Origin of the sequence: Demequina sp. NBRC 110057 (assembly GCF_002090175.1) — a bacterium.
In the GTDB taxonomy this organism is placed as follows: domain Bacteria; phylum Actinomycetota; class Actinomycetes; order Actinomycetales; family Demequinaceae; genus Demequina.
This window is the reverse complement of record NZ_BBRN01000004.1, coordinates 362,569-383,485: the sequence shown is the minus strand read 5'-3', so window position 1 is coordinate 383,485 and position 20,917 is coordinate 362,569. Positions and strand designations below refer to the sequence as shown.

Sequence of the window (20,917 nt, the reverse complement as noted above, 5' to 3'; positions counted from 1 at the left end):
ATCCCGATGCACGCAATCGCTCGCAGGCGCCACCACAAAGCAGCACCGCTGCTGCTGGTGCTCGCGCTGCTCGCTCTGATCACCGGCGTGGCGGCCATCGCCGCGCCTTCCACCGCGGCCGCAACCGAGACCGCATCGGCCGACGACATCGCGACCGGCGAGGCCCTCTTCGCCGCGAACTGCGCGTCCTGCCACGGCCTCGACGCCGAGGGTCAGGACGGCGTCGCGCCGTCGCTCGTCGGCGTGGGTGCCGCGGCCGTCGACTTCCAGGTCGGCACCGGTCGTATGCCGATGCAGGCCTCCGGTCCGCAGGCCATCGCCAAGAAGGCGCAGTTCACCCAGGACGAGATCGACCAGCTCGCCGCGTGGGTCTCCTCGCTCGGTGCAGGCCCCGCCGTCCCGACCGCTGAGCAGGTCGACGCCTCGCTGGGCGACGCCGCCAACGGCATGGAGGTGTTCCGCACCAACTGCGCGATGTGCCACGGCTCGATCGGTGGAGGCGGCGCCCTGACGCAGGGCAAGTACGCGCCCTCGCTGCTCGAGACCACCCCCACCCACATCTACGAGGCCATGCTGACCGGCCCGCAGTCGATGCCGGTCTTCAACGACGCCAACATCACGCCCGAGAACAAGCGCGACGTCATCGCCTACCTCACGGCCCAGCAGGAGGGTTCCCCCGGCGGCCTGTCGCTGGGCGCCATCGGCCCCGTCTCCGAGGGCTTCTGGGCCTGGCTGGTCCTCCTCGGCCTGATCATCGGCGCTACCGTCTGGGTTGGAGCACGTTCCTCATGAGCACCCCTGAGCACCACGAAGAAGAGCCCGTGACGAAGAACGGGTTTACGGACCCCGGACTCGCGCACCACCGTCCCCGTCGCGCGGACGTCGAGCCCAAGGCCGACCGTCGCGCCGAGCGCCAGGTCGCCGCCCTGTTCGGCCTGTCGGCGCTGGGCACCATCATCGCGATCTGGGCCTACTTCGGCCTCGACGCGGGCGATGGCAGCGACGTCGACGCGGTCCACCGCATGAACCTGTGGATCGGCATTGGCGTGTTCCTCGCCATGGTCGGCATCGGTTTCGGCGCCATTCACTGGGCCAAGACCCTCATGCGCGACCACGAGATGGTCGAGGAGCGCCACGCGCTGCGCACGTCCGACGAGAACCGCGAAGCTGCCATCCAGAACCTCAAGGACGGCGTCACCGACTCCGGCCTCGGCACCCCCGACGAGGCGGGCACCGGCGTCAAGCGCCGCAGCCTGCTTAAGGGTTCGCTCATCACCGCCCTCGCGATCGCTCCCCTGTCGGTGCTCGTGCCGCAGATCGGCAACATGGGCTCGGACTGGAACATCTCCAAGTTCCGCCACACCATGTGGGGCCCCGGTGTACGCCTGACCCGCGACCCCGATGGCTCGCCCATCAAGGCAGCCGACGTCACCATCGGCTCCGTCTTCCACGTGATTCCCGAGGGCCTCAACGACCTCGAGCACCACGAGAAGATGGCGGAGAAGGCCAAGGCCGTCGTCCTGCTGCTGCGCCTCAACCCCGAGGACCTCAAGATCCAGGAGGGCCGCGAGGACTGGTCGTTCGACGGCGTCATCGCGTACTCCAAGATCTGCACGCACGTCGGTTGCCCCGTGGCCCTGTACGAGCAGCAGACGCACCACCTGCTGTGCCCGTGCCACCAGTCGACCTTCGACGTCTCGGACGGCGCCAAGGTCGTCTTCGGCCCCGCCAAGCGCCCCCTGCCGCAGCTGCCCATCTCGGTGGATGACGATGGCTACATCGTCGCGCAGAACGACTTCGACGAGCCCGTGGGTCCGTCGTACTGGACGCGCCTCAAGGGTGACTCGACCACCGAGGCCACGTCCGTCGAGGAGGAGAGCCACTGATGGGCACCAAGCTGAACAACGCCGCAGGCGGCACCGCGAACTTTGTCGACGATCGCACCTCGATCGGCGGCTTCGTCAAGTTCTTCGCGCGCAAGCTCTTCCCCGACCACTGGTCGTTCATGCTGGGCGAGATCGCCCTGTACTCGTTCGTGGTCCTGCTGCTCTCGGGTGTCTTCCTCACGGCCTTCTTTGTGCCGTCGATGACCGAGGTCCACTACGAGGGCGCCTTCGAGACCATGCACGGCGTCTCGATGACCGAGGCCTTTGCCTCGACCCTCAAGATCTCCTTCGAGGTCCCCGGCGGCCTGCTGATTCGCCAGATTCACCACTGGTCGGCGCTGCTGTTCCTCGCCGCGATCATGACCCACATGTGCCGCGTGTTCTTCACCGGCGCGTTCCGTAAGCCCCGCGAGCTCAACTGGCTCGTCGGCTTCACGCTCATGGTCCTCGGCCTCGCGGCCGGCTTCACCGGCTACTCGCTTCCCGATGACGTGCTGTCCGGCAACGGCCTGCGCATCATCGACGGCGTCGTGAAGTCGATCCCGATCATCGGCTCGTACACGTCCTACTGGCTGTTCGGCGGCGAGTACCCGGGTGGCGACATCATTCCCCGCCTGTTCACCGCGCACATCCTGCTGGTTCCCGGCCTGATCCTGGCGCTGATCGCTGTGCACCTGTTCCTGGTGTTCCTGCACAAGCACACCCAGTACCCGGGCGGCGGCAAGACCGACCGCAACGTGGTCGGCCTGCCCCTGTTCCCCGTCTACACCGCGAAGGCCGGCGGCTTCTTCTTCGTCGTCTTCGGCATCATCGCCCTGGTGGCTGCGGTCTTCACCATCAACCCGGTGTGGAACTACGGCCCCTACGACCCGTCCCCCGTCTCCGCGGGAACCCAGCCCGACTGGTACATCCTGTTCGTCGACGGCGCCCTGCGCCTCATGCCCGGCTGGCTGTTCGGCATCCCGATGGAGTGGGAGATCTTCGGCTACACCCTGTCGATGAACATCCTCCTGCCCGCGCTGATCATGCCCGGACTGTTCTTCGGATTCATCGCGATGTACCCGTGGATCGAGAAGTGGGCCACCGGCGACCGCGGCGAGAAGCACGTCCTCGACCGTCCTCGCAACGTCCCGGTCCGTACGGGCATCGGCGTCGCCACCATCACCTTCTATGTGATCCTGGTGCTCGAGGGATCGAACGACATCGTCGCGACGCTGTTCCACCTGTCGCTCAACGACCTCACGATCTTCTTCCAGTGGGCGATCTTCATCCTGCCCCCGATCATGTTCTGGGTCACCAAGCGCATCTGCATGGGCCTTCAGCGCAAGGACCGCGAGCTGGTGCTCCACGGACACGAGACGGGCACCATCGTCCGCCACGAGAACGGCGAGTACATCGAGGTTCACAGCCCGCTGGACGAGCAGGAGGTGTGGCTGCGCGTCTCGCACGACGACATCGCCCCGCTCGAGGTGGCGCCGGAGTACAACGAGAACGGTGTGCGCCGCAAGGGCTACCGCTGGGACCGCTTCAAGCAGGCCCTGTCGCGCTTCTACTACGAGGAGCGCATCTCGCCCGTCACCAAGGCGGAGTACGACGAGGCTCAGCACCACCACGGTCACGGCAACGCCGAGGCCGACATCCAGGCCGCCGATGCGAAGGACGCCGACGAGCGCCTCACCGGCGAGTGGAACAAGGTCGAGGACGAGGCTAAGTAGCCCTCCCCGCACCGCACACGAGGGCGGCATCCCCACCACGGGGGTGCCGCCCTCGTCGTTCATCCGGCCCACTCGCACCCGGCACGCATGAGGAGGAATCCGTGAGCCTCGCCCGGCGTTGACACACCCGGGCATCGGTGCCCGTCGCCGCGTCGACGGCGATAGGCTCGACCCGTACCCCGGAAATACCAGCGCGGCCACCGCCGCGCCCTGAGCAGGAGGAAGCATGGCTGACTACACGCTGCCCGATCTGAGCTACGACTACGGCGCACTTGACCCCCACATCGCCGGCGAAATCATGGAGCTGCACCACAGCAAGCACCACGCCGCCTACGTCGCGGGCGCCAACACCGCACTGGAGAAGATGGCCGCCGCGCGCGAGTCAGGCGACTTCGGCGCCATCGCTGGCCTCGAGAAGGCCCTCGCCTTCAACCTCGGTGGCCACACCAACCACTCGATCTTCTGGACCAACCTCTCCCCCGAGGGCGGCGACAAGCCCACCGGCGAGCTCGCCGCTGCGATCGACGAGCACTTCGGCTCGTTCGACGGCTTCCAGGCTCACTTCACCAACAACGCCATGACCATCATGGGCTCGGGTTGGTCGATCCTCGCCTGGGACACCATCGGCAAGAAGCTCATCATCGTCCAGCTCTACGACCAGCAGGGCAACGTCCCCGTCGGCCTCATCCCGCTGCTCATGCTCGACATGTGGGAGCACGCGTTCTACCTCCAGTACAAGAACGTGAAGGCCGACTATGTCAAGGCGTGGTGGAACGTCGTGGACTGGGCCAACGTCCAGCAGCGCTTCATCACCGCGACCGCGACCCAGGGCCTCATCGTCCAGTAATCGCCACGCGACCACCGCGAAGGGCGGGTCACCCCGAGGGGTGACCCGCCCTTCGCGCGTCCGGGCACATGCTGCCGCTAGATTGCGTGACTATGACCGACTCCCCCGCGGCTCCGTCCCGACGGCACCTGGCGGCCCTGCTGATCGTCCTGACGGTTGCGCAGTTTGGCGCGCCCCTCACGCTGCGGGGCCATGGGTGGGCCGCGGTCTACGTCGCCGTGTACATCGCGTTGATCGCGGTCGCCGTCACGCGCTTCGCGCCCAATGCCGCGCAGCACCGGCTGCTCATCGGCGCTTCTGTGGTGATGGGAGCCGCCGGACTGTGGTTTGTCCTGCACCAGGATTCGACCGCCGCCCAGGCGATTCTGGTCAGCGGCATCGGGGTGCTGCAGGCCGCTCTCCTCGTCACCCTCGGAGACGCGCTGTTGAGGCCCCCTGCGGACCTGCGCACCACCGACATGCTGCTCATAGCCCTCAGCGCGTATCTCCTCATCGGCGGCGTCTTCGCGGCCTTCACGGGCCTGCAGGTGCTGCTCGACCCGGGCTCCTGGGTCGCGCTGTCGACCGGTGAGGACCTCGGGTGGCAGGACATGGTCTACGCGAGCTTCGTCACGCTCGCCACCCTGGGCTTCGGCGACATCGTCCCCGTCGGGCCGTGGGCACGCTCCCTGGCCGCCGCCGAGGCCGTGGTGGGGCCACTGTTCGTGGCGGTCGTCATCGCGCGCCTGGTCGGCGTCGCGGGGCTCATGCAGCGAGACAAGCGCTAGCTCGTCCGCGGTGCCGCCACCACGCCACCACGCCCCCTCCGCTCCGGCCGCAAATGGCCACATTTGCGGCTCGAACGCGCGTTGAGTGCCGCAAATGTGGCCATTTGCGACGGTCACGGTGGGGGTGGGAGCGGGGCGGGTGGCAGGCGGGTGAAGGACGAGAGGACATGACGAAGGCCCGCCTCCCCTCGTGGGGAGACGGGCCTTCGTCGATGCTGAGAGTTAGTGCGCGTGGCGGCCGGTGGAGAACTCCATCACCCAGCCACACAGGCCCACGACGCCGATGACGGCGGCGGGAACCATGAGCCACCAGCCCACGGCCATCGCGGTGAAGGCGAGGGCGCCTCCGAGGGCCAGCGGCAGCGGCCACCAGCTCCACGGCGCGTACACACCCTGCTCTCCGGACAGCTGCGAGATCTCGCCGTCGTTGTCGTCCTCGGCGCGCATACCGTGACGCTTGGCGAGCATCTTGAAGTAGATGCCCACCATGATGAACATGCCGAAGGTCAGCAGGATGCAGGTGAGACCCACCCACTCCGACCAGCCGGTGAAGATGCCGTAGGCCGTTCCCGCCACGAGGAAGAAGAGCGACGGTAGCGTGAAGATGTTGGCTTCAAGACGCATGGGTCAGGACTCCTTCGAGACGGGGGCGGCGTCCACGGGGGCGTGGTGCGCCGACGCGTGGTCGCGTGCGGCGGCCTCCGGGTGGTGGAGGTCGAACGCGGGACGCTCCGAACGGATGCGCGGGATCGACACGAAGTTGTGGCGCGGTGGGGGGCACGAGGTGGCCCACTCGAGCGAGTTGCCGTAGCCCCACGGGTCGTCGACGGTGACCTTGGGCGCACGCTTCGCGGTGATGTACACGTTCCAGAAGAACGGCAGGGTCGACAGCGCGAGGATCACGGAGCCCACGGTCGACACCTGGTTCATCCAGGTGAAGCCGTCCTCGGGCATGTAGTCGACGTAGCGTCGCGCCATGCCGGAGGCGCCCAGCCAGTGCTGGATGAGGAACGTGGTGTGGAAGCCGACGAACAGCAGCCAGAAGTGCACCTTGCCCCAGCGCTCGTTGAGCATCTTGCCCGTGAACTTGGGCCACCAGAAGTAGAAGCCGGCGAACATCGCGAACACGACGGTGCCGAACACCACGTAGTGGAAGTGGGCGACCACGAAGTAGGAGTCCGAGATCGGGAAGTCCAGCGGCGGGGCCGACAGGATGATGCCGGTGAGGCCGCCGAAGAGGAAGGTGATGAGGAAGCCGATGGTCCACAGCATCGGGGTCTCAAAGGTGAGCTTCCCTCGCCACATCGTGCCGATCCAGTTGAAGAATTTCACGCCTGTCGGCACCGCGATCAGCATCGTCATGAACGAGAAGAACGGCAGCAGGACCGCGCCGGTGACGTACATGTGGTGTGCCCACACGGTCACGGACAGCGCCGCAATCGCGATCGTCGCGTAGACCAGGCCGTGATAACCGAACAGCGGCTTGCGCGAGAAGACGGGGAGGATCTCCGTGATGATGCCGAAGAACGGCAGGGCGATGATGTAGACCTCGGGGTGCCCGAAGAACCAGAACAGGTGCTGCCACAGGATGGCGCCGCCGTTGTCCGGGTTGAACACCTGCGAGTGAAGGACGCGGTCCGAGCCGAGCGCGAACAGGGCCGAGGCCAGCGGCGGGAAGGCCAGCAGGACCAGCATCGAGGTCACGAGGATGTTCCACGTGAAGATCGGCATGCGGAACATCGTCATGCCGGGCGCACGCATGGTGACGATGGTGGTGATGAAGTTCACCGCACCGAGGATGGTGCCGAAGCCACCGAGCGCGAGGCCGAAGACCCACAGGTTTCCACCCACGCCGGGCGAGTACACGGCGTTGGACAGCGGCGAGTAGGCGAACCATCCGAACGACGCGGCACCCTGCGGCGTGAAGAAGCCGGCGACGGCGATGACACCGCCGAAGAGGTACAGCCAGTACGCGAACATGTTCAGACGCGGGAACGCGACGTCGGGCGCACCGATCTGCAGCGGGGTGATGACGTTGGCGAAACCGGCGAACAGCGGCGTCGCGAACAGCAGCAGCATGATCGTGCCGTGCATTGTGAACAGCTGGTTGTACTGCTCCGCCGACTGCACCACCTGCATGCCGGGCGCAAACAACTCGGCACGGATCAGCAGCGCAAGCACGCCGCCGATGATGAAGAACATGAACGACGTGATCAGGTACATGTACCCGATCGTCTTGTGGTCGGTGGAGGTGATCCACTTGATGACGATGGACCCCGAGCGGGCGGGGGCTGCGGTCGGCGCGGGTGCCTCGGTGAGGTCGCGCTCGGTCTCATACGTGGCCGTGGCCATTACTCAGTCTCCCCGTGCTCGGTGGTGAACTCGACCACCTGGTCGCGGCTGTACTCGAGGCCCAAGGCACCCTCGTAGCCCTTGTCGCGCAGCTCCTCCATGTACGCGTCGTACTCGTCGCGCTCCACGACCTTCACGTTGAAGAGCATGGAGGCGTGGTACTCGCCGCACAGCTCGGCGCACTTGCCCTGATAGGTACCGGTCTTGGTGGGAGTCACCTGCCACTCGTTGGTGCGACCGGGGACCGTGTCCTCCTTGTAGAGGAACGCGGGGATCCAGAACGAGTGGATGACGTCGCGCGAGTTGAGGTAGAAGTGCACCGTCTCGTTGACGGGCAGGTACAGGGTCGGGAGAGTCTCCTCGACGCCCTCCTCGCCCGTGAGCTGAGCCTGCACACCCGGGTCGAACACGTCGTCCGTCAGGTAGTTGAAGTCCCAGCTCCACTGCTTACCGACCACCTGAATCTCGATGTCGGCGTCGGCGGAGGTGTCCGTGAGGAACGAGATGTCCTCGGCGGTGTACTTGAACAGCACGCCGATCGCGATGATCGGCACGATGGTGTACATCAGCTCGAGGGGCAGGTTCACCCTGGTCTGGACGGGAAGCTTGTTGTCGCCCTTGCGCTTGCGGTAGACGGCGACGCACCAGAGGATCAGACCCCAGGTGATGACGCCGACGATGAGCGCGGCGATCCAGGAGCCGTTCCACAGGTCGATGACGCGGCCGGTCTGATTGGTGATCTCCGGAGTCGAGGGAAGCGCGCCGTTCTCGATGCCCTGGGAACACCCCGAGAGCAGGAGGACCGCGGCCGCCGCGCCGGCACCCATGACGGCTTTTCTGGGCATGCGGGGACGTAGTTCGTGGGACACACGGGCAGTCTAGCGCGCGATACCGTGAGGGCATGCCAGCGCAGCGCCTCTTCCTTGACGCCGGGGGCCGCGCCCCCGTCACCCCTCGTACGGCCGATGCGCTGCGGGCCGGACTTGCGGATGGCTGGGCCGATCCGGCGCGTCTGACGGCCGAGTCGCGCCGTGCCAGGGCGCTTGTCGACGGGGCCCGCGAGGCCATCGCCGAAGCGTGGGGTGTCCACCGTGACAACGTGCACCTCGCCTCGTCCGTTCCCTTCGCCGTCGAACGCCTGCTCACGGGGGTCTTTACGGCTCGCCGGGGACGCGATCGCATCGGCGTGTCGACCATCGAACGGGACCTCGTTCTCGACACCGCCGACTTCCTCGCGCCCGGTGCGGTCGACCGCTACCCCGTCGACGCCGACGGCCACGTCGACATCGATGCCGTGCGGCAGGGCGCCACGCACCCCGGTACGGCCCTCATCGCGCTGCAGCATGGCAACCACGAGATCGGCACCCTCCAGCGGCTGGACGCCGTCGCGGACATCACCGAGCCCGCCGGGGTCCCGCTGGTCGTCGACGCGACGGCCACGATCGGCCACGTGCCGGCCCCCGAGCGCTGGGACGCGCTCATCGCGGATCCCGCCGACTGGGGAGCACCGGCAGGCCTCGGCGTCATCGCGCTGGGCCCCCGCACCCGCTGGCTCCCCCACTGGCCCGAGGGCTCCGACCCGTGGGCGCCGGGCGGCGTCTCGGTGCCCCTCGCGCTGGCCGCGGCAGTCGCCCTCCAGGAAATGCTCGAGGGAATGGAGGCCGAGGCGCGCCGACAACACGCTCTCGTCGACCGCATGCGGGCGGGGCTCGCGCGGGTCGAGGGTGTGCACCTCGTCGGCGACGCCGTGGAACGCCTCCCCCACCTGCTGACGGCCGCCTTTCTTTATCTGGACGGCGAGCCGCTCGTGACGCGTCTGGACCGCGAGGGCATCGCCGTCGGGTCCGGCTCCGCCTGTGGGAAGGCGGCGTTCGAGCCCAGTCACGTGCTCGCCGCCATGGGCGCCCTTACCCACGGCAACCTGCGCATCGGTCTTCACCCCGGGGTGACCGAGGCGGACGTGGACCGTTTCCTCGCGGTGCTGCCCAGGGTGGTGGAACAGGTCCGTCAGTCGATGACGGCCTGAGACAGCAGAACGGGCGGCGGGGCCGCAAGGCCCGCACCGCCCGTTCGCGCAGTATCGGTCGTCGACTCAGGCGAAGGAGTCTCCACACGCGCAGGAGCTCGACGCGTTCGGGTTGTCGATCGTGAAGCCCTGCTTCTCGATCGTGTCCGCGAAGTCGATCGTCGCGCCATCGAGATAGGGCACGGACATCTTGTCCACGACCACCTCGACGCCCTCGTGCTCCTTGACCGCGTCCCCGTCGAGCATGCGCTCGTCGAAGTACAGCTGGTAGATGAGGCCGGAGCAGCCACCCGGCTGCACCGCAAGGCGCAGACGGAGGTCGTCACGACCCTCCTGCTTGAGCAGGCTCTTCACCTTGCCAGCGGCGGCGTCGGTGATGACCACTCCGTGAGTCGGAACCTCAACAGCGGTGTCAGTCATATGCCGCCTCCTCTCTCTTGTCGGTGCGCACTAGCCTACGCCGAATCGTTGAAAGCGCCACTATCCGTGGCCGATGCCGTGGGGGTCAGCGCACCGGCGTCCACGTGTGCGCGACGCGCTCGAGTTGCGACGACAGCCCTGCCTCGCCCGGCTCACCCTCGTGGGAGCCCACCACGCCGGCCGCCATGAGGTCGCGGCGCCCCACGTGCACCTGGGGCGCGACCACGACGCACGGCACGGCGCGCTGGCCTGCCAGCCTGCTCGCGGCGGGGACGATGCCGTGGTCGAGCGTCCTGGGCGTGAGCTCTCCTCCAACGGACACCACCACGTCGGCCTCGGTCGCGTCAGCCCCCGCGAGGCTGGCGAGGCGAGCCGATGCCTGGGTCAGGTGCGCGCCGACGGCGGCGAGGCAATACGCAAGACCACCGGCGGCGCCGGTGCCGGGCGCATCGGACAGCCGGGCCGGGCCGACGAGTGAGGAGCGCGCGGCGGGATCGGTGGCACGCGCCACAGCGCTCCACCTCTCCTCCTGCGCCTGCGCGGCGACGGCGAGTGCCGCATCGGACTCCCGCCCGTCGCGCACAGCGTTCGACATGCCATGGAATCCCACGAGCGGTCGGTCGGCGGCGATGAGCACCTGGATATCGAGACCACGCACCGCCTCACGCATCGCGACCACGTCGCCGGCCCACAGGGTGGTGGCGTCGCCCGCGGGAGCGTCGTCGCCGACGGGGACGAGCACGGGTCCCGCGTGATGCGCCGCGGCGAGGTGCCGCAGCGCACCACCGAGAGCATCGGGGTCCCACCTTGTCGCGCCCTCCGCGGGCGCCACGAGTGTCGCGCCCGCGACCGACACCACCTCGACCCCGGCGACTGCGGTGCGTTCGCCCTCCCATGCATCGGCCGTGCGGGCGGAGCCGCCGCCCAGGGCGAGGGCCGTCACCTCGACCGCGGGGTTTACCCGTGCCCAGGATTCGCGGGCCAGCGCCGCCGCGCGCGCCGCCGGAACGCCGGGCCAGTCTTCGGTCAGGACCAGGATCTGCATGGCCTCTAGTGTGCCCTGGCGACCGTGCCACAATGTGCGTATGAGCACGACGTTCTCCGAGCCCACTCAGTCTCCGGCGCTCCTGCTCCTGGGCAACCGCCGCGACCCGCTCTCGGAGCGTGGCGTCGACTGCCCCGGTGACCTCCCATCCGCCTCGGACCCCGACCTCGTCGCGCGCGCACGCGCCGCAAAGGAGGCGCTGGGCGACCGCGTCTTCATCCTCGGTCACCACTATCAGCGTGACGAGGTGATCCAGTTCGCCGACGTGACCGGCGACTCCTTCAAGCTCGCCCGCGAGGCGGCCGCCAGGCCCGAGGCCGAGTACATCGTGTTCTGCGGCGTCCACTTCATGGCGGAGTCAGCCGACATCCTCACCTCGGACGAGCAGCAGGTGGTGCTTCCCGACATGGCCGCGGGCTGCTCGATGGCCGACATGGCGAACATCAACCAGGTCGAGGACGCGTGGGACCAGCTGCGCGAGGCCGGCATCGCCGACCGCACCGTGCCGGTCACCTACATGAACTCGACCGCCGCGATCAAGGCATTCTGCGGCCGCAACTCCGGCGTGGTGTGCACCTCGTCCAACGCCGAGGTCGCGCTGCGCTGGGCCTACGACCAGGTGGGCGGCGTGGACGGCGACGGCAAGGTGCTGTTCCTTCCCGACCAGCACCTTGGCCGCAACACCGCCGTCGAGAAGCTCGGCTACAGCCTTGACGACTGCGTGGTCTACGACCCGCGCAAGCCGCTCGGCGGCAACACCCGCGAGCAGTTGGAGGCGGCGCGCATCATCCTGTGGCGCGGCCACTGCTCGGTCCACGGACGCTTCCGCAAGGAGAACGTGGACAGCGCCCGCGCCAAGGTGCCAGGCATCAACGTGATCGTGCACCCCGAGTGCACCAACGACGTGGTCCGTGCCGCCGACTACGTGGGCTCCACCGAGTACATCATCCAGGCGCTCGACGCGGCCGAGCCCGGGTCCACGTGGGTCATCGGCACCGAGCTCAACCTGGTGCGTAGGCTCGCTAATCAGCACACCGACAAGGAGATCCACTTCCTCGAGGACACGGTGTGCTTCTGCTCGACGATGAACCGCATCGACCTTCCCCACCTCGTGTGGGCTCTCGAGTCGCTCGTCGCTGGCGAGGTGCCCAACCGCATCGTCGTCGACCCCCAGACCCAGGCCGAGGCCAAGGTGGCCCTCGACCAGATGCTGGCGCTGCCCGGCATCACCGCACCCAAGAACTGACCCGGCGCCCGCATCGGCCGCCTGCAAGGAACCCATGACTGACAAGACCCCCAGCGACGACTCCACCGTCGAGGTCCCCGCTGACGACTCGACGATCGCCGCGCCCTCCGACAAGAAGGGCCGCCCCACCCCCAAGCGCAAGGACCAGGAGGCCGCGAACCGTCGCACGCTGTTCGACGACCCCAAGGCGGCCAAGAAGGCCGACCGCGAGAAGATGCGGGTCCAGCGCGACAAGGAGTACCAGGCGATGCGCGAGGGCGACGAGCGCAACATGCCGCTCGAGCACCGGGGCCCCGAGCGTCGCTGGCTGCGCGACTACGTGGACGCGCGCTGGTCGATGGGCGAGTTCCTGCTCCCCGTCGCGATCATCTTCGTGATCCTGTCGCTGTTCATGGGCCAGTTCGGCGCCCTGGGCGGCCTCATGGTGCTCATCTTCTACGTCCTCGTGCTCGCCGCAGCCGTTGAGACGTTCGTCATGGTGCGCCGCATGAAGAAGCGCTTCATCGAGAAGTTCGGCGCCTCGCGGATGCCCCGCGGCTGGACTTTCTACGTCATCTCGCGCGCGCTCAACATGCGCCGCTTCCGCGTTCCCCGCCCCAAGGTGGCACGCGGCGAGTTCCCCGTCTGACGCGCCGTCTTTCATGGCCGATGGCCCGTCGCCCCACCCGGGGCGGCGGGCCATCGCCGCGTTAGGGTGACGGCATGGTCAACTACCGCTACCTGGGCAACTCAGGACTGAAGATCACCGAACTCGTCTACGGCAACTGGCTCACCCACGGCTCGCAGGTCGAGAACGAGCAGGCGGCTGCCTGCGTCAAGGCGGCACTCGACGTGGGCATCACCTCGTTTGACACTGCCGACGTCTATGCCAACACCGCCGCGGAGACGGTGCTGGGCGAGATCCTCGCCGGCGAGCGCCGCGAGAGCCTGGAGATCTTCACCAAGGTTTACTGGCCCACCGGGCCCAAGGGTGCCAACGACATGGGGCTGTCGCGCAAGCACATCCTCGAGTCCATCAACGGCTCGCTGCGCCGCCTCAAGACCGACTACGTGGACGTCTACCAGGCACACCGCTACGACCACGACACGCCGCTCGAGGAGACCATGTCCGCCTTCGCCGACGTGGTCCATGCGGGAAAGGCGCACTACATCGGCGTTTCCGAGTGGACGGCGAGCCAGATTCGCGAGGCCGCCGCCCTCGCCCGCGAGCTGCGCATCCCGCTCGTGTCCTCGCAGCCCCAGTACTCGATGCTGTGGCGCGTCATTGAGGACGAGGTGATCCCCGCCTCGGTCGAGGCCGGCCTGGGGCAGATCGTGTGGTCCCCCGTCGCCCAGGGCGTGCTGACCGGCAAGTACAAGCCCGGCCAGGAGCCGCCCGCCGGCTCGCGCGCCACCGACGAGAAGGGCGGCGCGAACATGATTCAGCGGTTCATGAACGACGACGTCCTCACGCGGGTGCAGGCGCTCGCGCCCGTCGCCGAAGAGCTCGACCTCACCATGGCGCAGCTCGCGCTGGCGTGGGTGCTGCAGAACCCCAACGTGTCTGCGGCGATCATCGGCGCCTCCCGACCGGAGCAGGTCTACGAGAACGCGAAGGCGTCCGGCGTCGAGATCCCCGCCGAGGCGATGGCCAGGATCGACGAGGCGCTCGGCGACATCGTGGAGCGCGACCCGGGCAAGACCGTCGAGACCAACCCCAAGCCCGGCCGCTAAACCGACCACAGGCATGGCGGAGGGCCCCGCGACCACGATGGTTGCGGGGCCCTCTGCCGTCCGGGGTGTGTACCGGCGCCAAGGTCACAAAACGGTAAATCATCGCTACCCCCCTTGCTAAGTTGTCGCAGGCAACTTATGGTCGTCGGGACGCGCTCTTCGAAGCGCTTCGAAATGCAGCACGATCAGACGACGGAGTCACGATGGCCACGATTCAGGATGTCGCCCGCGAGGCGGGCGTCAGCATCTCGACCGTGTCCTATGCACTCTCCGGCAAGCGATCGCTGAAGGCCGAGACGCGCGAGCGAGTGCTCGCCGCCGCCGCCGCCCTGGGGTATCTCCCCCACGCCTCGGCCCGCATGCTCGCCGCCAACCGCTCCCACATCCTCGCTGTCACCGCCCCGCTCCACCCCGACACCGATCACAGCGCGCACATGGTGTTTGCCATGGAGGTGACGAAGGCCGCGCGCCTTCACGACTACGACACCCTCCTGCTCGTCGACACCGACGCGAGCGAGGGCATGCGCCGCTCGGCCGGCACGGCGCTCGCCGACGGCATCGTCGTCCTCGACGTCGACGCGCACGACGAGCGTGCCCAGCTCGCGCGCGACATCGCCTGCCCCACGGTATTCATCGGCATTCCGGCCGACACCACCGGCCTCGTGTGCGTGGACCTCGACTTCGCCGCGGCGGCGCGCGACGCCATCGACGCGCTGCTCGTGGCCGGACGCCGCAACATCGGCCTCGTGTCGCACCCGCTGGAGACGATGCGCCGCGAGTCCAACTTTCCGCTGAGGTTCCGCGAGGGCTTCGTGGACCACGCGCGGGAGGTGGGGCTGGAGGCACCCGTGGCGCACCCCGAGTTTCACCGGGCGCACGAGGCCGTCGCCGCGCTCCTGGAGGCCCAGCCCGATCTCGACGGGCTCGTGCTCAACACGACAGCCGAGGTGGCGTCATCCGTCACCGCCGCGCTCGTCGAGCACGGCCGCACAGTGCCGGGCGACGTCAGCGTCATCGCCGCAGGCGTCACCTTCTCTACTGCCCGCTTCACCGTTCCCTTCGACACCATCCCGCTCGACGCCAGCGCCTCGTGCTCTGCCGCCGTCGACCTCCTCGCGCGCATCATCGACGACGGGTTCGTCGCGCCCGAGACGACCCTGCTCCCGCCGACCTACATCACTCGCGGCTCTGTGGTCCACGCGACAACTCGGCCCTCAGAGGTGTGAGGCCGCCGCCGGCGCCCTCACTCTTGCCCACCCCACTTTCGAAGCGCTTCGAAAGACATCGCACCCGGCCCCCGCGGCCACTACAAGGAGGTAGAACCCGCATGAATACCCGTATCCGCTACACCGGCGCGCTGGGCGCAGCCGGCGCACTCATCGCCCTCACGGCGTGCTCCTCCGGAGGCGACGGGGGCGGCGACGTCCCCGAGGACGGCGACTGGTCCGGCCACACCCTCAACGTCCTCCACTACGAGGGCGCCGACTCCGCAATGGGCATCGCGTGGGACAAGGCCATCGAGATCTTCGAGGAGGAGACCGGCGCCGAGGTCAACCTCGAGACCACCGCCTTCGAGGACCTTCGCACCTCGGCCGAGCAGCTCTTCGACTCCGGCGACGCCCCCGACGTGTCCGAGTACAACAAGGGGAACGCCACCGCGGGCCAGCTCGCCGCCATCGGCGTCATCCAGAACCTCGACGACGCCTACGAGGAGTACGGCTGGTCCGACGCACTGTCCGACTCGGTCGCCACGACCGCGCAGTACGACGAGAACGGCGTCATGGGCTCGGGCAGCTACTACGGCGTTCCCAACTACGGCGAGTTCGTGTTCCTCTACTACAACAAGGACATGTTCGCGGAGGCCGGGCTCGAGGAGCCCACCTCGATGGCCGACATCGAGGCCGCCGCCGCCACCTTCGCCGACCAGGGCATCACCCCGTTCGCCGAGTCGGCACAGGAGTACCCCCTGGGCCAGCTGTGGTACCAGCTGGCGCTGAGCAAGGCCGACCGCGACTTCGTCGACGCCTACCAGCTGTACACGGAGCCCGTGGACTGGACCGGCGAGGAGATCACCTACGCCACGCAGACCATCGCGGACTGGGTCGAGTCGGGCTACCTCGACACCGCCATCACGGGCATGACCGCCGAGGACGCGGGTCTGCAGTTCATCAACGGCGAGACCCCCATGTTCTACTCCGGCTCCTGGTGGTACGGCCGCTTCCTGTCGGACATCACCGACTTCGAGCTCGGCACCACCAACTGGCCCGACACCACCCTCACGCCCGGATCCGGCGGCAACATGTGGGTGGTTCCCGTCGAGTCGCAGGAGCCCGACCTCGCGCGGATCTTCATCGACGTCACCATGCGCCCCGAGGTGCAGGCGCTGCTCGGCGAGTCCGGCGGCCTCCCGGTCGCGGCCAACACCGATGACATCACCGACCCGGACGCCCAGCAGCTGATCGGCCTGTTCAACGAGGTCAACGACCGCGACGGACTCGCCTTCTACCCCGACTGGCCCACGCCCGACTTCTACGGCGACCTCAACGCCGTGCTGCAGGGCCTCGTGAACGGCGACTACGACGTCGCGAGCGCCGAGGCACAGCTCGAGGAGTACTACGAGTCGTACGCCGCGGACCTGCGCTGACCGACCCGCTCACCGGCGCGGCCCGGGCCCTGCCCGGGCCGCGCCCGAGAGGAATGACACCATGACGACGACACCCACCCGGCGGCGCTCCACCAGCCCGGCCGATGCCGCGCGCATCCCCCAGCGCGGCGGCCACAAGTGGGGCTACTGGCTCTACTTCATTCCCGGCCTGCTCCTCATGGCCGCGATCATCTTCTACCCCATCGTGCGCAACGTGCGGCTGAGTTTCTTCCACTGGCGCGGGGGCCGCGCCGAGGAGCAGTTCGCCGGCCTCGACAACTGGACCGCCCTGTTCCAGGACCACGAGTTCCTGCAGTCCTTCCAGAACATCTTCCTGGTCATCATCGCGATGGTGATCGTGCCCACCCTGCTGGGCCTCGTGATCGCCGCGCTGCTCTTCGACGTGGTGGGCCGCCGCTTCGGCGGCAAGCTCTCGAGCTTCCTGCGCGCCACGTACTACATCCCGCAGATCCTCCCCATCGCCGTCGCCGGCGTGCTGTTCGGCTGGCTGCTCAAGCCCAACTCCGATGGCGTGGTCAACCAGTTCCTCAGCGCAATCACTGGCGACGACGTCACCATCAACTGGCTGGGCGGCTCGTACGGCACCGCCATGGCATCGGTCATGGTGCTCATGATCTGGATCCAGATCGGCTACCCCATCGTGATCTTCATGGCCGCCCTGCAGCGCGTCGACCCCGAACTGTACGAGGCCAGCGAACTCGACGGCGCCAACTGGTTTGAGCGCTTCCGCGCCATCACCCTGCCGATGATTCGTCCCGAGGTCTTCGTGGTGTCCCTCACGACCACGATCGCTGCCCTGAAGGTGTTCGCCCCGGTCTTCATCCTGACCCAGGGCGGCCCCAACAAGTCCACCTACGTGCCGTCGTTCTACGCCTACAACGAGTTCATCAACGGCCAGGACAAGGGCTACGCCGCGACCATCGCCACCGCCGTCACGGTCGTCGTGTTCATCGTCGCCGTCATCTTCATCCGCGTGCAAAACCGCGCCGAGCGAAAGGACGCCTGACATGACCGACCTCGCCCAGGCATCGGCCGACCGCAAGCCTCGCCGCAAGGCAAGCGCCGACCCCACGAGCCGCAACAAGGCTCGCCCCCGCACGCCGGCGGAGTGGATCCTGATGATCCTCGCCGTCGTGGGAGCACTCGTCATCATCTTCCCGGTGCTGCTCCTGCTCATGAACGCCTTCAAGTCGCCCGCGGACTACGCGAACTCGTCGCCGCTGGACTTCCCCGAGTCCCTGGACTTCACCGGCATCCAGACCTTCTGGGAGGAGCAGAATTTCCCGCGCGCACTGTGGAACTCGATCTTCATCTCGACGCTCGTGGCCGTGTTCGCCGTGATCCTGTCGGTGCTGAACTCGTTCGCGATCGGCATCGGCCGCGTCAAGGGCCGCACCTGGATTGTGCTGCTCTTCCTGATGGCCAACCTGGTGCCTCAGGAGATGCTGTTCGACCCGCTGTTCCAGCTGTACGACGACCTCGGGCTGCTGTCCAACCCGTGGTCCGTCATCATCACGTTCACCGTCATCCAGGCGGCCTTCGGCACCTACCTGCTGTCCAGTCTGTTGGGAACGTTCCCCAAGGAGATCTTGGAGGCCGCGGCCATGGACGGCGCCACCCGCTGGCGCTCGCTGCGATCGGTCATCGTGCCCATCATCAAGCCCACGCTGAGCGTGCTGATGGTGTTCTTCTTCATCTGGACGTGGAACGAGTTCCTGCTGCCCCTGGCGTTCCTGAACTCCCCCGACTCGCTCACGGTGCCGCTGGTCCTTGAGCAGCTGAACGGCGAGCGACAGACCGACACCACGACCCTCGTGGCCGGCACGCTCATCAGCATCATCCCCACCATCATCTTCTTCCTCATCTTCCAGCGCACGCTGACCCGAGGCATTACGGCAGGAGCAGTGAAGTGAAGTTCACCGACGGATTCTGGCAGCGCCGCCCCGGCGTCGAGGCCCTCTACGCCCGCGAGGCCTTCCGCCTCACGGAACGCGACGGGGCCCTGCACGTCCTCGCGCCCACCCGCGAGATCCAGGCGCGAGGCAATGTCCTCAACCTTCCCGCGCTGGAGGTCACGGTGGCTCCCGTCGCCGAGGGTGTTATCCGCGTGCGCATCGACCACCATCGCGGCGTGCGCCGCTCCCCCGGGTTCGCGCTGACGGCCGATGCCGGCTGTGGCGGCGAGGTTGAGGTCACCGAGACCGCGGGCACCGTCACGGCGGGTCGCCTGCGTGCGGTCGTGACCGCGGGAGCCCCGTGGAACCTGGAGTTCTTCGACGGCGACACGCGGCTGACCGGGTCGGGAGAAAAGGGCCCGGGCCACATGGTGCTCGGGGCCGATGCCGCCGTGGCGGCGGAGCCCGCCGGGGAGACCGGGGTCGCGCACGACGGCCGCGCGCCGGCGCGTGCCTACACGCACGAGCAGCTCGACCTCGGCGTGGGCGAGGTGGTTTACGGCCTCGGCGAGCGATTTGGGCCGCTCGTGAAGAACGGTCAGAGCGTCGACATCTGGAACGCCGACGGCGGCACCTCGTCCGAGCAGTCCTACAAGAACATTCCGTTCTACCTCACCAACCGCGGCTACGGCGTGCTGGTCAACCACCCCGAGCACGTGTCCTTCGAGGTCGGCTCGGAGACTGTCGAGAGGGTCCAGTTCTCGGTCCCCGGCCAGTCGCTCGAGTACCTCGTGTTCGCGGGCCCGACGCCCAAGGACGTCATCGACCGGTACACCCGCCTGACGGGGCGCCCGGCGAGCGTTCCCGCCTGGTCCTACGGGCTGTGGCTGTCGACCTCGTTCACGACGGACTACGACGAGGCCACTGTCAACCGCTTCATCGACGGCATGCGCGAGCGCGACATCCCGCTGTCCGTGTTCCACTTCGACTGCTTCTGGATGCGCGAGTTCGAGTGGACCAACCTCACCTGGGACGAGCGCACCTTCCCCGATCCCGAGGGCATGCTCGCGCGCCTGCACGAGCGGGACCTCAGGGTGTGCGCGTGGATCAACCCGTACATCGCCCAGGCCTCCTCGATGTTCGACGAGGGGCTCGAGCACGGGTACTTCGTGAAGAACCCCGACGGCACGGTGTGGCAGTGGGACCTGTGGGTCGCGGGCATGGCGCTCGTGGACTTCACGAACCCCGCCGCACGCCGGTGGTTCCAGGACCGCCTCAGGACGCTCCTGCGTCAGGGGGTTGACGCGCTCAAGACTGACTTTGGCGAGCGCATCCCCACCGACGTCACGTACCACGACGGTTCCGACCCGACGGTGATGCACAACCTCTACACACAGCTGTACAACGACGCCGTGTTCGAGGTGCTCAAGGAGGAGCGAGGTGAGGGCGAGGCGGTGCTCTTCGCCCGCTCGGCGACCGCCGGAGGCCAGCAGTTCCCCGTGCACTGGGGCGGCGACAACACGTCGACCTACCCCTCGATGGCGGAGACGCTGCGCGGCGGCCTGTCCCTCGCGGCGAGCGGATTCGGCTACTGGAGCCACGACATCGGCGGCTTCGAGGGCACCCCGGATCCCGGGGTGTTCAAGCGCTGGGTGGCGTTCGGCCTGCTGTCGTCGCACTCCCGCCTGCACGGCTCGGACTCGTACCGCGTCCCGTGGGCGTTCGACGACGAGGCGGTCGCGGTGACGCGCCGGTTCGCGGAGCTGAAGAACAGCCTCATGCCGTACCTGCTCGCGGCGGGGGCCGATGCTGCGGCCACGGGAGTGTCCATCGCGCGGCCGATGTTCTTCGAGTTCCCCGACGACCCCGCCGTCACGTACCTGGACCGCCAGTACATGCTCGGGTCCGAGGTGCTCGTCGCCCCCGTCATGAGCGCGGACGGCACCGTCGACGTGTACCTGCCCTCGGGCACGTGGACCTCGCTGATCACCGGCGAGCGCGTCGAGGGTGGCCGGTGGCTTCGCGAGAGCCACGGCTTCGACTCGCTGCCCCTGTATGTGCGGCCTGGGGCCGTCATCGCGCGCGGCTCGCGCACCGACCGGCCGGACTACGACTACCTCGACGGCCTGGTCCTTGACGTCTACCCGGAGGCGGACGAGATCACGGGCTCCGTCGACGTCGTCACGCCCGACGGCGAGCGCGTGACGTTCACGGTGAACGGCGAGGGCGACAGCGCGACGGCCACGGCGGTAGGCACCACGGCGACGCCCGAGGTGCGCGTCCACCGCTAGGCCTCCCGACGACGCGCCGCGCCCCCGACACCGTGTGACCCGGTGTCGG

19 protein-coding genes are annotated in these 20,917 nt (G+C 68.0%); 14 read left to right on the top strand and 5 right to left on the bottom strand.

Annotated features, from left to right (window positions below):
* The first annotated feature begins 6 nt into the window (after positions 1 to 6).
* The 5 genes from B7K26_RS06715 to B7K26_RS06695 all read left to right on the top strand — a co-directional run bounded on the left by B7K26_RS06715 (position 7) and on the right by B7K26_RS06695 (position 5,215).
* Positions 7 to 792, top strand: a complete 786-nt coding sequence (locus tag B7K26_RS06715) for a cytochrome c (protein WP_084078151.1) — start codon at positions 7 to 9, stop codon at positions 790 to 792.
* On the top strand, positions 789 to 1,886 hold the full coding sequence (locus tag B7K26_RS06710) for a ubiquinol-cytochrome c reductase iron-sulfur subunit (protein ID WP_084078150.1): 1,098 nt from the start codon (positions 789 to 791) through the stop codon (positions 1,884 to 1,886). Before B7K26_RS06715 ends, B7K26_RS06710 begins: the two co-directional genes overlap by 4 nt.
* On the top strand, positions 1,886 to 3,601 hold the full coding sequence (locus tag B7K26_RS06705; RefSeq protein WP_084078149.1) for a ubiquinol-cytochrome c reductase cytochrome b subunit: 1,716 nt from the start codon (positions 1,886 to 1,888) through the stop codon (positions 3,599 to 3,601). The genes B7K26_RS06710 and B7K26_RS06705 overlap by 1 nt, the downstream gene beginning before the upstream one ends.
* Before the next feature lie 226 nt (positions 3,602 to 3,827).
* The gene (locus tag B7K26_RS06700; RefSeq protein WP_084078148.1) at positions 3,828 to 4,448 is read left to right on the top strand and encodes a superoxide dismutase; all 621 of its coding nucleotides are present in this window, start codon (positions 3,828 to 3,830) and stop codon (positions 4,446 to 4,448) included.
* A gap of 92 nt (positions 4,449 to 4,540) precedes the next feature.
* On the top strand, positions 4,541 to 5,215 hold the full coding sequence (locus B7K26_RS06695) for a potassium channel family protein (RefSeq protein WP_159449634.1): 675 nt from the start codon (positions 4,541 to 4,543) through the stop codon (positions 5,213 to 5,215).
* A 222-nt stretch (positions 5,216 to 5,437) separates the two neighbouring features.
* Here the strand turns inward: B7K26_RS06695 and B7K26_RS06690 are convergent, their stop codons facing one another.
* Genes B7K26_RS06690 through coxB form a run of 3 tightly spaced genes read right to left on the bottom strand, consistent with a single transcriptional unit; the run spans position 5,438 to position 8,412 of the window.
* A complete protein-coding gene (locus B7K26_RS06690) occupies positions 5,438 to 5,839 on the bottom strand; it encodes a cytochrome c oxidase subunit 4 (protein WP_084078146.1) in 402 nt (133 codons plus the stop codon).
* 3 nt (positions 5,840 to 5,842) lie between these two features.
* Positions 5,843 to 7,567: a cytochrome c oxidase subunit I gene (ctaD, locus tag B7K26_RS06685; protein WP_084078145.1), complete on the bottom strand. Its 1,725-nt coding sequence runs from the start codon at positions 7,565 to 7,567 to the stop codon at positions 5,843 to 5,845.
* Positions 7,567 to 8,412 (bottom strand): cytochrome c oxidase subunit II, encoded by an 846-nt coding sequence (gene coxB, locus B7K26_RS06680; RefSeq protein WP_084078144.1) that lies wholly within the window; start codon positions 8,410 to 8,412, stop codon positions 7,567 to 7,569. Before coxB ends, ctaD begins: the two co-directional genes overlap by 1 nt.
* A gap of 56 nt (positions 8,413 to 8,468) precedes the next feature.
* Here coxB and B7K26_RS06675 point away from each other — a divergent pair, with 56 nt between their 5' ends.
* Positions 8,469 to 9,593: a cysteine desulfurase family protein gene (locus B7K26_RS06675; protein WP_084078143.1), complete on the top strand. Its 1,125-nt coding sequence runs from the start codon at positions 8,469 to 8,471 to the stop codon at positions 9,591 to 9,593.
* Positions 9,594 to 9,659: 66 nt separating this feature from the next.
* Here B7K26_RS06675 and erpA read toward each other — a convergent pair whose 3' ends face one another.
* Positions 9,660 to 10,013 carry an iron-sulfur cluster insertion protein ErpA gene (erpA, locus tag B7K26_RS06670; RefSeq protein ID WP_084078142.1) on the bottom strand — a complete coding sequence of 118 codons (354 nt, stop codon included), beginning with the start codon at positions 10,011 to 10,013 and terminating at the stop codon, positions 9,660 to 9,662.
* A gap of 85 nt (positions 10,014 to 10,098) precedes the next feature.
* Positions 10,099 to 11,058 (bottom strand): glycerate kinase, encoded by a 960-nt coding sequence (locus B7K26_RS06665; protein ID WP_084078141.1) that lies wholly within the window; start codon positions 11,056 to 11,058, stop codon positions 10,099 to 10,101.
* A gap of 40 nt (positions 11,059 to 11,098) precedes the next feature.
* On the opposite strand from B7K26_RS06665, the gene nadA reads away from it, so the two are divergent.
* From nadA to yicI, 8 genes are all read left to right on the top strand, one after another.
* On the top strand, positions 11,099 to 12,304 hold the full coding sequence (gene nadA / locus B7K26_RS06660; protein WP_084078140.1) for a quinolinate synthase NadA: 1,206 nt from the start codon (positions 11,099 to 11,101) through the stop codon (positions 12,302 to 12,304).
* Between the two features lie 34 nt (positions 12,305 to 12,338).
* Positions 12,339 to 12,932, top strand: coding sequence for a DUF3043 domain-containing protein (locus B7K26_RS06655; RefSeq protein WP_084078139.1), 594 nt, complete (start codon positions 12,339 to 12,341; stop codon positions 12,930 to 12,932).
* A 74-nt stretch (positions 12,933 to 13,006) separates the two neighbouring features.
* On the top strand, positions 13,007 to 14,017 hold the full coding sequence (locus B7K26_RS06650; RefSeq protein ID WP_084078138.1) for an aldo/keto reductase family protein: 1,011 nt from the start codon (positions 13,007 to 13,009) through the stop codon (positions 14,015 to 14,017).
* Between the two features lie 203 nt (positions 14,018 to 14,220).
* On the top strand, positions 14,221 to 15,243 hold the full coding sequence (locus B7K26_RS06645; RefSeq protein ID WP_084078137.1) for a LacI family DNA-binding transcriptional regulator: 1,023 nt from the start codon (positions 14,221 to 14,223) through the stop codon (positions 15,241 to 15,243).
* A 101-nt stretch (positions 15,244 to 15,344) separates the two neighbouring features.
* Positions 15,345 to 16,661 (top strand): ABC transporter substrate-binding protein, encoded by a 1,317-nt coding sequence (locus B7K26_RS06640; RefSeq protein ID WP_084078136.1) that lies wholly within the window; start codon positions 15,345 to 15,347, stop codon positions 16,659 to 16,661.
* A gap of 61 nt (positions 16,662 to 16,722) precedes the next feature.
* Entirely contained in the window at positions 16,723 to 17,688 is a 966-nt protein-coding gene (locus tag B7K26_RS06635) for a carbohydrate ABC transporter permease (protein WP_084078135.1), read from the top strand.
* A gap of 1 nt (position 17,689) precedes the next feature.
* Positions 17,690 to 18,595 (top strand): carbohydrate ABC transporter permease, encoded by a 906-nt coding sequence (locus tag B7K26_RS06630; RefSeq protein WP_084078134.1) that lies wholly within the window; start codon positions 17,690 to 17,692, stop codon positions 18,593 to 18,595.
* A complete protein-coding gene (yicI, locus tag B7K26_RS06625) occupies positions 18,592 to 20,868 on the top strand; it encodes an alpha-xylosidase (protein WP_084078133.1) in 2,277 nt (758 codons plus the stop codon). Before B7K26_RS06630 ends, yicI begins: the two co-directional genes overlap by 4 nt.
* Positions 20,869 to 20,917 lie beyond the last annotated feature (49 nt).

What these genes read in the sequence shown, in the direction of transcription:
- B7K26_RS06630 (WP_084078134.1), top strand. Translation starts at nt 17,690, where the DNA reads ATGACCGACCTCGCCCAGGCATCGGCCGACCGCAAGCCTCGCCGCAAG.
- B7K26_RS06705 (WP_084078149.1), top strand. Translation starts at nt 1,886, where the DNA reads ATGGGCACCAAGCTGAACAACGCCGCAGGCGGCACCGCGAACTTTGTC.
- B7K26_RS06675 (WP_084078143.1), top strand. Translation starts at nt 8,469, where the DNA reads ATGCCAGCGCAGCGCCTCTTCCTTGACGCCGGGGGCCGCGCCCCCGTC.
- B7K26_RS06695 (WP_159449634.1), top strand. Translation starts at nt 4,541, where the DNA reads ATGACCGACTCCCCCGCGGCTCCGTCCCGACGGCACCTGGCGGCCCTG.
- B7K26_RS06640 (WP_084078136.1), top strand. Translation starts at nt 15,345, where the DNA reads ATGAATACCCGTATCCGCTACACCGGCGCGCTGGGCGCAGCCGGCGCA.
- B7K26_RS06635 (WP_084078135.1), top strand. Translation starts at nt 16,723, where the DNA reads ATGACGACGACACCCACCCGGCGGCGCTCCACCAGCCCGGCCGATGCC.
- B7K26_RS06650 (WP_084078138.1), top strand. Translation starts at nt 13,007, where the DNA reads ATGGTCAACTACCGCTACCTGGGCAACTCAGGACTGAAGATCACCGAA.
- B7K26_RS06715 (WP_084078151.1), top strand. Translation starts at nt 7, where the DNA reads ATGCACGCAATCGCTCGCAGGCGCCACCACAAAGCAGCACCGCTGCTG.
- B7K26_RS06700 (WP_084078148.1), top strand. Translation starts at nt 3,828, where the DNA reads ATGGCTGACTACACGCTGCCCGATCTGAGCTACGACTACGGCGCACTT.
- coxB (WP_084078144.1), bottom strand. Translation starts at nt 8,412, where the DNA reads ATGCCCAGAAAAGCCGTCATGGGTGCCGGCGCGGCGGCCGCGGTCCTC.
- B7K26_RS06710 (WP_084078150.1), top strand. Translation starts at nt 789, where the DNA reads ATGAGCACCCCTGAGCACCACGAAGAAGAGCCCGTGACGAAGAACGGG.
- B7K26_RS06665 (WP_084078141.1), bottom strand. Translation starts at nt 11,058, where the DNA reads ATGCAGATCCTGGTCCTGACCGAAGACTGGCCCGGCGTTCCGGCGGCG.
- B7K26_RS06645 (WP_084078137.1), top strand. Translation starts at nt 14,221, where the DNA reads ATGGCCACGATTCAGGATGTCGCCCGCGAGGCGGGCGTCAGCATCTCG.
- B7K26_RS06690 (WP_084078146.1), bottom strand. Translation starts at nt 5,839, where the DNA reads ATGCGTCTTGAAGCCAACATCTTCACGCTACCGTCGCTCTTCTTCCTC.
- nadA (WP_084078140.1), top strand. Translation starts at nt 11,099, where the DNA reads ATGAGCACGACGTTCTCCGAGCCCACTCAGTCTCCGGCGCTCCTGCTC.
- erpA (WP_084078142.1), bottom strand. Translation starts at nt 10,013, where the DNA reads ATGACTGACACCGCTGTTGAGGTTCCGACTCACGGAGTGGTCATCACC.
- ctaD (WP_084078145.1), bottom strand. Translation starts at nt 7,567, where the DNA reads ATGGCCACGGCCACGTATGAGACCGAGCGCGACCTCACCGAGGCACCC.
- B7K26_RS06655 (WP_084078139.1), top strand. Translation starts at nt 12,339, where the DNA reads ATGACTGACAAGACCCCCAGCGACGACTCCACCGTCGAGGTCCCCGCT.